Source organism: Streptomyces sp. AJS327 (assembly GCF_013450295.1).
Taxonomy (GTDB): domain Bacteria; phylum Actinomycetota; class Actinomycetes; order Streptomycetales; family Streptomycetaceae; genus Streptomyces.
On record NZ_SKBR01000003.1, the window covers coordinates 255,547 to 268,795 of the forward strand.

9 protein-coding genes and 2 tRNA genes are annotated in these 13,249 nt (G+C 72.1%); 3 read left to right on the plus strand and 8 right to left on the minus strand.

Features of this window, described 5'->3' with window-relative positions; all coding sequences use genetic code 11:
* Positions 1-224 precede the first annotated feature (224 nt).
* Complete coding sequence (locus E0L36_RS18490) at positions 225-1,106, minus strand: phytanoyl-CoA dioxygenase family protein (protein WP_180930242.1); 882 nt, start codon at positions 1,104-1,106, stop codon at positions 225-227.
* 69 nt (positions 1,107-1,175) lie between these two features.
* On the opposite strand from E0L36_RS18490, the gene E0L36_RS18495 reads away from it, so the two are divergent.
* Complete coding sequence (locus tag E0L36_RS18495) at positions 1,176-1,781, plus strand: TetR/AcrR family transcriptional regulator (RefSeq protein ID WP_180930243.1); 606 nt, start codon at positions 1,176-1,178, stop codon at positions 1,779-1,781.
* A 1,022-nt stretch (positions 1,782-2,803) separates the two neighbouring features.
* Here E0L36_RS18495 and E0L36_RS18500 read toward each other — a convergent pair.
* Positions 2,804-2,876: transfer RNA gene (locus E0L36_RS18500), tRNA-Ala, on the minus strand.
* 130 nt (positions 2,877-3,006) lie between these two features.
* Here E0L36_RS18500 and E0L36_RS18505 point away from each other — a divergent pair.
* Positions 3,007-3,558 (plus strand): DNA-binding protein, encoded by a 552-nt coding sequence (locus tag E0L36_RS18505; protein ID WP_180930244.1) that lies wholly within the window; start codon positions 3,007-3,009, stop codon positions 3,556-3,558.
* Positions 3,559-4,038: 480 nt separating this feature from the next.
* Positions 4,039-5,439 (plus strand): serine/threonine-protein kinase, encoded by a 1,401-nt coding sequence (locus E0L36_RS18510; protein WP_180930245.1) that lies wholly within the window; start codon positions 4,039-4,041, stop codon positions 5,437-5,439.
* Positions 5,440-5,599: 160 nt separating this feature from the next.
* On the opposite strand, the gene E0L36_RS18515 is transcribed toward E0L36_RS18510, so the two are convergent.
* The 6 genes from E0L36_RS18515 to gyrA form a co-directional block, all read right to left on the minus strand.
* Positions 5,600-7,108: a hypothetical protein gene (locus tag E0L36_RS18515; RefSeq protein ID WP_180930246.1), complete on the minus strand. Its 1,509-nt coding sequence runs from the start codon at positions 7,106-7,108 to the stop codon at positions 5,600-5,602.
* A gap of 11 nt (positions 7,109-7,119) precedes the next feature.
* On the minus strand, positions 7,120-9,045 hold the full coding sequence (locus E0L36_RS18520) for a VWA domain-containing protein (protein WP_308416829.1): 1,926 nt from the start codon (positions 9,043-9,045) through the stop codon (positions 7,120-7,122).
* A 487-nt stretch (positions 9,046-9,532) separates the two neighbouring features.
* On the minus strand, positions 9,533-9,670 hold the full coding sequence (locus E0L36_RS18525; protein ID WP_180930914.1) for a DLW-39 family protein: 138 nt from the start codon (positions 9,668-9,670) through the stop codon (positions 9,533-9,535).
* 184 nt (positions 9,671-9,854) lie between these two features.
* A tRNA-Ile gene (locus tag E0L36_RS18530) sits at positions 9,855-9,928 on the minus strand.
* Between the two features lie 79 nt (positions 9,929-10,007).
* Positions 10,008-10,634, minus strand: coding sequence for a DUF3566 domain-containing protein (locus E0L36_RS18535; protein WP_180930248.1), 627 nt, complete (start codon positions 10,632-10,634; stop codon positions 10,008-10,010).
* A gap of 19 nt (positions 10,635-10,653) precedes the next feature.
* The gene (gene gyrA / locus E0L36_RS18540; protein WP_180930249.1) at positions 10,654-13,242 is read right to left on the minus strand and encodes a DNA gyrase subunit A; all 2,589 of its coding nucleotides are present in this window, start codon (positions 13,240-13,242) and stop codon (positions 10,654-10,656) included.
* Positions 13,243-13,249: the final 7 nt, after the last annotated feature.

Here is a 13,249-nt window from a genome sequence, read left to right on the forward strand (position 1 = left end):
GGGCCCGGGCCTCCGGCACGGGACTCGGGCCTCCGGCCGCCCCGCTCAGACCCTCGGTCCTCACCGGGCGGCCGCTCTCCCACCCGCCCCACACGTCGTCGGCGGGCGGGAGAGCGGTCAGGCCATGGCCACGCGCGCGGAACGACCGCGTCAACTGTCCAAGACGGCCGCTGGGCCCGTCAGTCGGCTGCCGGTGCGCACGTCAGTTGGTGGCGGTGCGCACGTCAGCTGTTCTCCAGCACCCGCTTGGGGTGCATACCGTTGACCATGCCGATGAACGGCGGGTGGATGCTGTAGCCGAGCATCCGCCGGATGTCCTCGCTGACGCCGCGGGCGGTGTCGAAGCTGGTGGAGAGGGTGAACGTCTCCTGCGGCCGCAGCCAGGGCTGGCAGTACTGGGTGGTGAGGGCGAGGCGCGAGGCGTCCGTCTGGTTGGGGCCGCCGCCGTGCCACAGGTTGCCGAGGAAGAAGACGCACGAGCCGGGCGGCATCACGGCCTGCGTCACGGTGTCGTCCGGGCCCGGGGTGCGGTCCTCGGGCCAGTGGTGGCTGTCGGGGTACACGACCGTGGCGCCGTTGGGCTCGGTGAACTCGTCGATGGCCCAGATCGTGGCCGCGCTGAGCACCGGCCGGGGCTGCGCCAGGGGGTACATGCCGTCGTCACGGTGCGGGAACTGGGTGCTCTCGCCGGGGAGGAGGTTGATGACCTGGAGCTGGGACAACAGGTAGTTGGGGTCGAGGATGCGGTCGAGTAACGCCAGGACCCGCGGGTGGTCCACCAGCCCGTCGGCCACCCGCGTCTTGTCCATCAGGCTGTAGACCCGCTGCGTCCGGTGGCCCTCGAAGACGTTGCGCCCGGTGCGGCCCAGCAGCGGCTCGACGCCCGCGCGGACCTCCTCGCACTGCTCCTCGCTGATGATCCGTTCCAGGATGACGTAGCCGTCGCGCATCAGCACGGCCAGGTCGGCGTCGGCGACAGCGGGGTCGACGCCATGCCCCGAACTCGTGGTCGCGCGATGGCGGCCAGCGAGATCCGTACGCAGATCATCGATGCTGTTGACCGGCAGCCCGCCGCCCTCACTTATTCGGTCTTGATCAATCGACATAGACGCCCCCTACTTAAAATTGATTTCGATTCACAATTGATGCTGCGTCACATTCGATATCGTGTCAATATGCCTGCCGAGCCGAGGACCGCGAAGGGCCGCGCCACCCGCGACCGGATCATCGGGGCAACCCGAGAAGCCCTGATCGCCGGAGGCGGACGCGCGGATCTCCAGGACATCGCGGTGCGCGCACACGTACCGCCGAGCCTCATCCACCGGTACTTCGACAGCAGATCCGGACTCATCTCGACGGTGGTCGCCGACTTCTACGACCGGTTGTCGGCGGAGGTGGTCACTCCCGACCTCACCGAGATCGGCCCCTGGCCCGACCGGGAACGCGAACGCGTACGCCGTGGTATTTCCTTCCACTACAACACCCCCTTCGCCAGCGTCGTCTACGGACCACTGGGCCGCGAACCGCGGGTCGCCGCCGCCGAAACCGAACTCATAGGCCGCATCATCGCCCTTGGCGCTGACAACATCCGCCGCGGCCAGCACGACGGCGACCTCCCCTCCTGCGTCGACCCCGAACTCGCCAGCGCGGCCATCTTCGGTTCCCTCCGCTCGCTGCTCGTCACCGCGCTCGCCCGCCCCACGCGGCCCGAGGTCGACGCGCTCGCCGCCACGCACTGGCGGCAGGTCGCCGCGGCCGTCGGCCTGCCGCCCGGGAGATGAGCACGCCACGTTGACAGCTGGGCGTGTTTGTCTATAACACGCGTCTATCACAGCGCCCGTGTCACGGTGCCCAGTTCGCTGGATTCATGGCCGCGACATTGCCAACGCCCCAAACTGACGGGCCGATCACACCCGAAGCCGTCATCTACGGCGGCGTGGATCGCCGAGCGGGCGTGCTCCGTAACCACCGCGCTCGCCCCACAGCACCTCGGGCCGTCCTGACCTGCGAAAGCACCGAGAATCCCGGATATCCTCCCGGCTACACCCTCCCGGACACCGTTCCCGATTCCACCGCTCGGTCCGGCGGCGTCCTCTCTGCCCGGAATCCGCCCCCGGCCCGCCGCCCACCGGAATCACCTCGGCGCGGCCCGCGAATTCCCGTACGGAAAACCCGTGGAAACCCTTCGAGAACCCGTGAGTTCGCCTGTTCGGAATTCTCGCCCCCTTCCGCATTGACGCGCACGATGCCCGGCACCACCCGGATCACGAGGCGTACCGTATTCCGGTCACGCTGCCGCTGGAAATTCCGCCGGAATACTCCGAAAGCTGTCGGAAACCCTGTCGGCCGTCCGGAACTCGTCCTCCGCACGGTCCACCACCGGGACGGGAACGGGGACGGGGGCGAAGAGGGGAACGAGGGCGAGGGCGGGGACGACTAGCTCGGCGAGGAGGGCCAGCGGGCCGGGCGGCGGCCGCCGCCCCACACCGTCCACCGGCCACCGCCCGTCACCCGGTCCCCCGGGTACGCGGGCTGGCGGTACGAGGGGGTGACGTGTGCGCGGCCGCCGGTCCCGAACTTCCGGCTCCGGAACGTCCGCCGCTCCGGAACGTCCGGGGTGGGCCCCACCGGGCGGCGGACGGGGCCGTGACCTCGGAAGGTGGGGCGGACCGGTCCAGTCGTTGCCTGATCGATGCGAAGGGGCGCGCGACGCGGGTGGGCGGTGCTGACACGGTGTCGGCACGCTCCGCGCGAAGAGGCCGTCTGACCTACGTTTCCGCAGGTCAGACGGCCTCTTATGGGGTGGAGCCTAGGGGAGTCGAACCCCTGACATCTGCCATGCAAAGACAGCGCTCTACCAACTGAGCTAAGGCCCCGCGCGCACTAGAGTACCGGGTGGGGCGTCGGAATTCAGACCGGGTATCGCCCCAGGTAGGGCTGGCTCCGTAGGATGCAGCGAGAGTTCGCGTCAGCGAAGTGACGCAGGGGAGTCCCGGGGAGACGCACATGGACGCAGCGCAGCAGGAAGCCACCGCGAAAGCGCGAGAGCTTCAGAGCCAGTGGTACGGGGAGCCGCTGGGCACCCTCTTCCGGCGTCTGATCGACGATCTCGGGCTCAATCAGGCGCGGCTCGCCACTGTGCTCGGGCTGTCCGCCCCGATGCTGTCCCAGCTGATGAGCGGCCAGCGGGCGAAGATCGGCAACCCGGCGGTCGTCCAGCGGGTGCAGGCGCTCCAGGAGCTGGCGGCCGAGGTGTCCCGGGGTGACATCAGCGCGGGGGACGCCACCCAGCGGATGGACGACATCCGGCGCACCGCCGGGGGCAGCGTGCTGCACAACACGCAGCAGACGCCGAGTTCGGGTACCTCGCAGACGCCGGTGAAGCGGGTGGTGCGGGAGATCCAGGCGCTGCTGCGCTCGGTCTCGGACGCGGCGGACATCCTGGAGGCCGCGCGTACGCTCGCCCCGAGCCACCCGGAACTGGCGGAGTTCCTCCGGGTGTACGGGGCGGGGCGCACCTCGGACGCGGTCAAGCACTACGAGGCGCACCAGAACTGACCCACCAGGGGTCCACGACGGTTCAGCCCACGGCCGACCGCAACCGATCACGGCCCACCACCGCCAGTCACCGCCAATCACGGTCACCGCGCGGCCAGTTCCGCGGCCACCCGTTCCCGGTCCGCGACCGTCCCACGGCCCGTCCCGTCCGGTTCGACCAGCCGACCGGCCCGGAACCGACCGCGGGCGCCCCGGGCGGTCCGCGCGGGGTGTGGGCGAGGCGGGCGTGGGCGGCGCCCGGTGGGGCGTTCGGCTTCGCCGTGTGCGCCGTCCGGCGTACGGTCGTCGGGAACGGCCGGGACGGCCCGGCGCACGCCACGGTGGGCGGCTGAAGGAGCCGCACACGGCGGCCGAGGAAACCGGACACGGCGGCTGGAGGAACCGGGCACGGTGGCCGGTTCGGGCCGCCGTCGGCGGCGAGGGGCGGGGCCACGGGGCCGGATCCGCCCCGTACGAGGAGCGAGGGAGCGGCGCGGCAGCATGGGCGAGATCTTCGCTGGCCGGTACGAACTGATCGATCCGATCGGCCGGGGCGGCGCCGGGGCGGTCTGGCGATCGTGGGACCACCGGCGGCGGCGCTACGTGGCCGCGAAGGTGCTCCAGCAGAGCGACGCCCACACGCTGTTGCGCTTCGTGCGCGAACAGGCGCTCCGTATCGACCATCCGCACGTGCTCGCCCCGGCGAGTTGGGCGGCGGACGACGAGAAGGTCCTGTTCACCATGGAGTTGGTGAGCGGCGGCTCGCTCGTCCATCTCGTCGGTGACTACGGGGCGTTGCCGCCGGGGTACGTGTGTGTGCTGCTCGACCAGCTGCTGGCCGGGCTCACCGCGGTGCACACGGAGGACGTGGTGCACCGGGACATCAAACCGGCGAACATCCTGCTGGCGGCGACCGGTAAGGGGCGGCCGCACCTGCGGCTCTCCGACTTCGGGATCTCGATGCGCAAGGGCGAGCCCCGGCTGACGGAGACCAACTTCGTTGTGGGGACGCCGGGTTACTTCGCGCCCGAGCAGATGATGGGCGCCGAGCCGGACTTCCCCGCCGACCTGTACGCGGTGGGGCTGGTGGCGCTGTACCTGCTGACGGGGGCGAGGCCGGACTCGCGGCAGCTGTTCGTCCAGTACGAGCGGGGTGTTCCGGAGGCGCCCGAGGGCGTGCCGGAGCCCCTGTGGCAGGTGCTGGGACAGCTGCTCCAGCCGGATCCGCAGCTCCGGTTCCAGACGGCCTCGGGCGTCCGGAAGGCGCTGGCCGCGGCGGTCGACATGCTGCCGACGGAGCGGTCGTCCGAACCGGCCGACATGATCGAGGTCTTCGACCAACTGGGGCCGTTGCCCGAGGGGTTCGGGCCCGGGGGCCCCTCGCGCGACGGCGCGGGCGGACCGGGCGGAGGGTCGTCGACCCAGGCTCCGGTGGCCTCGCCGACAGGCAGTTACCCGCTGTCCCCGCCGAGCGGGCAGGGCCGCACCGAGCCGATGCCGCCGGACACCCGAGGCACCCCCGACACCCCCAACCCTCCCGGCACTCCCGGCGGTCCGCACACCCCCAGCGCTCCTGGCGCGCCCGGAGCCCCCGGGGGTCCGCACACACCGGTGCCCGCGCCGTCCGCGTCCCCCGCGCCGTCCACGCCACCGCCGGGGGCTCCGGGGCCGCTGCCGGGACCGCCGACCCAGGCGTACACCACTCCGGGGCTGGCTCCCGGCACCGGGCCGGAGGGCTTCCCGCAACAGCGGTGGGCGCCCGCCGGCTACGGCCCGGCGGGCGGTGCGCCGACCGGCGGCTCCGGCAGGTCCGGGGGCCCGCCGCTGAAGCTGGCGATTCCGGTGCTGCTGGTCGCGATCCTGTGTCTGGCGGGTGGCGTCTGGGCGCTCTCGGCCGCCTGAGCACCGCGCCCACGTCACCGCCCCCGCCACCGGCCCCGGGTCGGGTCACCCCGTCGTGGGGTCCCGGGGCGCGGTGGCACACGAGTACTACAAAGACACAAGTACTACGGAGACACGGGGTCACGGGACTACCGCGACCGGGGCTGCCGCGACCGGGGCGTCAGGCGGGCGGCTGGGGTCCGGAGGGCGGCTGGCTGGCTCGCGGCCCCGGTCCGGTGGGCGGCGTCCCCTGGCTCGTCCGTCCCGGCGACGCCTGACCGGGGACGGACGGATCCGGAACGGACGGGCCGAAGGGCGAGCCGGGCGCCGGGTAGCCGCCGGGGGCTCCGTGCGGGACGGGGAAGGGACCGGCGGGGGTCGCGGGGCGACGCCGGGCGATCACCGTCCACACGCCGAGCCCCACGACCAGCAGCGAGCCGACGCCGATGCCGAGGTAGCCGAAGCGCCGCAGCCCGTCGCTCCGGGAGGCGTCGGCCTCGGTCTGGCCCTTCGCGGCCATCTCCCGGTCCCGGTCGGTGACGCCGAATCCGGCCTCCGCGGCGTCACCGTCGTACTCGGGCCCCTCGACGGGCTCTCCGTCGACGGCGACGCGGAGGAGGATCGGCACCTCCTCGGGGAAGTACTTGTCCAGCTCCGGGCTGAGGGTGACGACGAGGTACTGCCAGCCCGCCACGCGCATGTTCGTGCTGCCCTGGGCGAAGCGGCTCTCGTACCGCACCGGTTTGCTGGTCAGCTCGGTGCGGTCGAACTTCGCCCGGTACGTCTGCGCGCTGCGCCGCACGACCGGACCGCGGGCGGTGTTGAACAGTTCCAGGTGGAACGCGCTGCTGGTGTAGTCCATCCGGCTGTCGTCGGCCCGAACCTCCGGGTTGGGCAACTCCAGACCGCCGAGGAGCCGCTGCCCCCAGTCGACGGGGACCTTGTAGAAGCGGGTCTCGCCGGGGCGCACCCTGTCCTTCCAGACACCGTCACCGATCGCCCCCGCGCTGGCGAAGCCGTCGCCGCCGGAGGCGTCCTTCGGCTCCCCGGTGGGGGTGCTCGGCCGGTGGGAGGGGGTGCTGGTCGGGCCGTCGGACGGGGACTCCGAGCCGCCGCCCTTGAGACCGGGCTCCCGCATGTACGAGATCTCCAGGGGCCAGGCGCCGCCGCCGGACCCGTTCGACCGCTCGACGCGCAGCAGGTACGGGCCCGCGGCCTGGCAGTCCTCGTCGCTGCCCCGGCCGATGGTGCGGACGGCCCAGGCGGTGAGGGGGGAGGCCAGGTCGCCGCGGATCTCCGCGTCCGAGTCGCCACAGGAGTCGCCGCCGGTGGTCTCCAGGGACACCTCGATCTCGTCGCGGTAACTCCGCACGGGGGAGCCGGGCTTGGGGGCCGCGGTGGCCGCGAAGTACGCCGTGGAGGTGTCGTCGAGGGTGACGGCGTAGAACTTCTCCTCGCCCGGCCGGACGGAGTCCGTGTGGCTGCCGGGGGAGAGCTCCGGGGCGTCGGCGCTGCTGGCGGCGCCCGTGACGTCCTTCGCGTCGTCGGCCGCCCGGTAGGGCCGGGGTTCGGCGGCCGCGGCGGCGGGGGCCGCCAGCGCCAGCGCGCAGAGCGCGGCGACGAGGCTGACGGCTCCCCGGACGGCGGCCGGGCGCCCGGATGCGCGGATTCCGCTGGGCGTTCTGCTCACGGGTTCCCCCCTCATCGCGTTCCTGCCGTGGTTCCCGAGCGGCGGCGCAGGGCGTACCAGAGTCCGGCCCCGGCGGCGAGCAGCACCGCCGCGCCGCCCCCGGCCAGCGCCGCGACCGGCGGGCCTGAGTCACCGCCACCGGCGGCCTCGCCGTTCTCGCCGTCGCTGCCCGCCTCACCGTCCGTGGCGGCGGGCGGCGCACCGTGCTGGGGGCCGCTCTTCGCCTCACCCGGGACGGCGACGCGGAGGACGATCCGCACCGCTGCCCGCTCGGCGATCCGCGCCGCGTCCGCGCCGAGGGACACGGCGAGATAGTAGTCACCGTCCCGGCGGACGGCCTCGACCGAGGTGGTGCTCCGCTCGTGCCGGTTGTTCCAGGCCACGGGCACGGTGCCCATCGACACCCTGGTGGGCTGGCCCCGGTAGGGGCGGACGCGCTGGAACCGGGAGCCGTTGTCGAGCGGGATGCGGCCGGGGGCGTAGGCGCTGGTCCACACGGTGGAGCGGGGGTTCCTGCCGTCGCTGGTGGGCTCGTTGGCGAACTCCACGTCGTAGCGGAGCCGCTGTCCCCAGCCGACGGGCACCCGGTACCAGCGGGTCTGGGCGGGCAGCAGGGTGTCGCGCCAGACCCCGGCGCGCAGCGCGGTGGCGTCGTTGAAGCCGGTGCCGCCCCGTACGTCCTTCGGGGTTCCGGTGGGCAGCCGCAGACCCCGGTCGTCGTAGTCGGTCTCGGCGCGGGCGGGGGTGGTGCCCTTCCTCAGCGGGGCCTCGGTTTCGAGGCGCAGTTCGACGGGCCAGCGGGCGCGGTCGGAGCGGCGGCCGGTGCGGCGGGTCAGCTCGACGACGTAGGTTCCGGCCTCGTCGCAGCTGGCGCCGCCCTCCTCGCTGGGGACGCGGCTGACGCCGGTGGTGAGCGGGGCGGCGCCCTCGGACTGCCGGAACCGGCTGATCTCGCGGTCGCAGAGGCGTCCACGGGCGGTGCGCAGCGTCAGGGTGAGGCCGTCGAGCAGGGCGACCTGGGCGCCGGGGTGGGGGACGCCGGTGGCGGCGAGGTCGGCGGCGGAGCGGCCGTCGAGTTCGACCGAGTACCAGCGGCTGCTGTCCGGGCCGATGGTGTCGAGGTACTGGCCGGGGGCGGTCAGCGGGGTGGGGGCGGACTCGCTGGTTCCGCCGGTGACGCGGCTGCCGCGCAGGCGGTAGCCGTCGGCGGAGAGTCGTCCGGCGCGTTCGAGTTCGCGGGCGAGGTCGTCGGCGTCGGGGGCGTCGTAGTACCTGCCGTGCCCGGCCTCGGCGACACAGCGGAGCTGCTTCCTGGCCTTGCTGTTGACCTGGAAGCCGATGGCGTCGATGCGGAGGTCGACGCCGTCCTTGGCCAGCTCCTTGGCGACGGCGCAGGGTTCGGGGGCGCCGCAGTTGTCCTCCCCGTCGGAGATCAGCAGGATCGTGCGGCGGCCGAGGGCGTCCCGGCCGGTGCCGGGAAGGTCGGCTGCGGCCTTGCGGAGGGCGAGGCCGATAGGGGTGTCACCCCTGGGCTCGACACCGGCGACGGCCTTCTTGATCCCGCCGCGGTCGAGAGGGCGGACGGGGGTGACGAGGCGGGTGTCAGTGCAGCCCTCGGTCTTGTCGGCGCCGTAGACGCGGAGTCCGGTGGGGAAGCGGTCGGGGAGGCTGTCGACCACGGTGCCGACGGCCTTCCTGGCGGTCTCGATGCGGGTGCGGCCGGAGCCGTCGCCCTTGGCCATGGAGCCGGAGGCGTCCAGCACCATCTCCATCGAGTCCTTCCCGCCCGCAACCTCGCCGAGTGCGGCCGCCGCCACGGGCCGCGCGGACGCGGGGCGCTGCCCGTCCGAGGCGGCGCTCCGGGCGTCCGCCGCTCCGGCGGCCGGAAGCGGACCGGCCACCAGGGCCAGCAGGACGGAGCTGGTCAGTGTGGTCACTCTGGTCCGACGCGTTCCGCGCATCGCTGTGGTCCCCCCTTCACCCAAGGCCACACTCGGCCTCTTTGCTCACGCACGCTAGTATTTGCATGAGCAAGGATCAAGGGCTTGGGCGTCACGGTCACGCAACGGGCCCACGACGGTACGTAACACACCCCGGCCCCACCGCCCCGCCTCCGGGAAGGCAACAGCCGTCAGACCGCGGGCATCCACCACCCGAACCGCACCCGGGCGCGGGCGCGGGGCCGGGGGCTGGGGGCTGGGCGGCTGGGGTCGGACGCGGGGGCCGGGGCTCCAGAGCCCGGCCCTGGGCGTCAGCCCGCAGCCGGGGGCCTCGCACGGGGCGTCGCACGCGAGCGCCGGACGGCGTCACACAGGGGCGCCGGACCGGACCGTCGCACAGCGGCACCGGACGGACCGAGCGCCGGACATACGTCGGGGCCCCGGCCACCGTCGGCCGAGGCCCCGATCCCAGAGGGCTGTTGGGTCACACACCCGAAGAACCCGCGGGCACGGAGTCGGTCGCCTCCGTCCACAGATCCTGCTCGGCGCGGTCCGCCTGAATCTGGCGGTACACGAGGAGCCCGCCGATGGCGGCCAGTGCGACCAGGAGAAGCTTCTTCACCGCGCTACCTCGTCCTTCTGTACACATAGGGACCTCACTTGGCTGGCGATGATACCCAACCGTTGTGCGGCCGCGGCGTTCGGCCCGACCCGAAGGTGCCCGGAGCGGGCCGGGCAGCGTCCCCCACGAACGCCCAGGAGACACGAGAAACCCCCGGTCACGGGGACCGGGGGCCTTCAGGCGGTGGGGCTAACTGGACTTGAACCAGTGGCCTCATCCTTATCAGGGATGCGCTCTAACCATCTGAGCTATAGCCCCGCGCTGCACGGAAAGGTTAGCGCACTCCAGGCCGTCTCCCAAATCGCTTACCGGGAGCTGGGACGGCCTCCCAGGGCGGTCACTCGTCCTCCGCGAGCGTCACCTCGACGCCACCGACGAACCCGGCCGACATGTTGTAGATGAAGGCCCCCAGCGTGGCCAGGGCCGTGGCCAGAACCACGTCGATCGCCGCTATCACGGAGGTGAACAGCAACACCCGGGACAGGGACAGGTACTGCTGGAGGTCGAAGCCGTTGTCGCCCTCCGAGCCCGTCGCCTGGCTGATGGTCTCCCCGACGGAGGAGAACACCCCCATGGCGTCCATCACCATCCACAGCACCGAGACGGCCACCACCGTGCACAGCCCCAGCGCGACGGACAGCAGGAAACCGACCTTCATCACCGACCACGGGTCTACCTTCGCCACCCGCAGCCGCGCCTTCCGCGTCCGGGGCGCGGTGCTCGCCCCCGTCCGCGGACGGCGCACGGCCCCGGTGGAGGGCCCGCCGGGGGGCGGCGTCCCGGAACCGGCCGCGCCGCCCGGCCCGCCACCGGGGGGCGCACCCGGCGGGGCCGGGTACGCCTGCGGCGGGTGGTGCGGCTGCGCCTGGGGCGGCTGCGGTCCTGGCTGGGCCGGGGGCTGCGGCCCGGCCTGCCACTGACCGTCGGCCGGCTGAGCTTGCGGCTGGGGCTGCGCACCACTCACGCCGTATCTCCTCGTCGTCCTAGTCCATCGACGGGTTCCGCGGCTCCTCGCCTGGTTCGACGGCCGCTTCCACTTCCTCCGCCTCCCGACCGGCCTCGGCGTTCCGCGCGATCCCCACGACCGCGTCTTTCTTGCCCAGGTTGATCAGTTGGACACCCATCGTGTCACGTCCGGTTTCCCGCACCTCAGCAACCCGTGTGCGGATCACGCCACCACTCAGGGTGATGGCGAGGATCTCGTCGGACTCCTCGACGACCAGCGCGCCGACCAGCGATCCCCGGTCCTCGACGATCTTCCCGGCCTTGATTCCGAGACCGCCACGGCCCTGCACCCGGTACTCGTCGACGTTGGTGCGCTTCGCGTAGCCGCCGTCCGTGGCGGTGAAGACGAACGTTCCAGCGCGCACCACGTTCATTGACAGCAGCTCGTCGCCCTCGCGGAAGCTCATGCCCTTCACCCCGGAGGTGGCCCGGCCCATCGGCCGCAGCACCTCGTCGGTCGCGGTGAACCGGATCGACTGCGCCTTGCGGCTGACCAGCAGCAGATCGTCGGCGGCGGAGACCAGCTCGGCGCCGATCAGCTCGTCGTCCCGGCCGTCCGGCATCTCCCGCAGGTTGATCGCGATGACGCCCCCGGAGCGCGGGGAGTCGTAGTCCTTCAGCGGCGTCTTCTTCACCAGCCCGGACTTGGTCGCCAGCACCAGGTACGGCGCGGCCTCGTAGTCGCGGATGGCGAGGATCTGCGCGATCTCCTCGTCCGGCTGGAAGGCGAGCAGGTTGGCGACGTGCTGCCCGCGCGCGTCCCGCCCGGCGTCCGGGAGTTCGTACGCCTTCGCGCGGTAGACGCGGCCCTTGTTGGTGAAGAACAGCAGCCAGTGGTGGGTGGTCGAGACGAAGAAGTGGTTGACGATGTCGTCCTCCCGCAGCTTCGTGCCGCGCACCCCCTTCCCGCCCCGCTTCTGCGCCCGGTAGTCGTCCGTCTTGGTGCGCTTGACGTAGCCGCCACGGGTGATGGTGACGACGATGTCCTCTTCGGCGATCAGGTCCTCGATGGACATGTCGCCCTCGAACGGGATCAGCTGGCTGCGCCGGTCCTCGCCGAACTTGTCGACCAGGGCCTTCAGTTCGGAACCGATGATCTGCCGCTGCCGCTCCGGCGAGGCCAGGATCGCGTTGTACTCGTCGATCTTCGTCTGGAGTTCGTCGTGCTCGGCGGTGATCTTCTGCCGCTCCAGCGCCGCGAGCCGCCGCAGCTGCATCTCCAGGATCGCGTTGGCCTGGATCTCGTCGATCTGGAGCAGGTCCATCAGGCCGCCGCGGGCGACCTCCACCGTCTCGCTGCGCCGGATCAGCGCGATGACCTCGTCGATCGCGTCCAGCGCCTTCAGCAGACCGCGCAGGATGTGCGCCCGCTCCTCGGCCTTCCGCAGCCGGAACTGGGTACGGCGGACGATCACGTCGATCTGGTGGCTCACCCAGTGCCGGATGAACGCGTCCAGCGAGAGGGTGCGCGGCACGCCCTCCACCAGCGCCAGCATGTTGGCGCCGAAGTTCGTCTGGAGGTCCGTGTGCTTGTAGAGGTTGTTGAGGACGACCTTGGCGACCGCGTCCCGCTTCAGCACGATCACCAGCCGCTGACCGGTGCGCGAGCTGGTCTCGTCCCGTACGTCGGCGATCCCGCCGATCCGGCCGTCCTTCACCAGGTCGGCGATCTTCAGCGCGAGGTTGTCCGGGTTCACCTGGTACGGCAGTTCGGTGACGACCAGGCACTGACGGCCCTGGATCTCCTCGACCTCGACCACCGAGCGCATGGTGATCGAACCGCGCCCGGTGCGGTACGCCTCCTCGATGCCCTTGCGGCCCACCACCAAAGCGCCGGTCGGGAAGTCCGGGCCCTTGATCCGCTCCATCAGGGCCTCCAGCAACTCCTCGCTGCTGGCCTCCGGATGGTCGAGGTACCACTGGGCACCGGCCGCCACCTCGCGGAGGTTGTGCGGCGGGATGTTCGTCGCCATCCCGACCGCGATGCCCGCCGAACCGTTGATCAGCAGGTTCGGGAACCGGGCCGGGAGGACGGTGGGCTCCTGGTTCCGCCCGTCGTAGTTGTCCTGGAAGTCGACGGTCTCCTCGTCGATGTCCCGGAGCATCTCCATCGCCAGCGGCGCCATCTTGCACTCGGTGTACCGCATCGCGGCCGCCGGGTCGTTGCCCGGGGAACCGAAGTTGCCGTTGGAGTCGACCAGCGGCATCCGCATCGACCAGTGCTGCGCCAGCCGCACCAGGGCGTCGTAGATGGAGGAGTCGCCGTGCGGGTGGTAGGTGCCCATCACGTCACCGACGACGCGGGCGCACTTGTAGAAGCCCTTCTCGGGCCGGTACCCGCCGTCGTACATCGCGTACAGCACCCGGCGGTGCACCGGCTTCAGGCCGTCGCGGATGTCGGGGAGCGCACGGGAGACGATCACGCTCATCGCGTAGTCGAGATACGAGCGCTGCATCTCGGTTTCGAGGCTCACCGGCTCCAGCCGGGCGGCGGCGCCCTCCGTACGCACGGGAGCGGCGGGGTCCTCGCCGGGGGTGGGGTCGGCTGTGGGGGTCTCGTCGGCCATCGGTGTG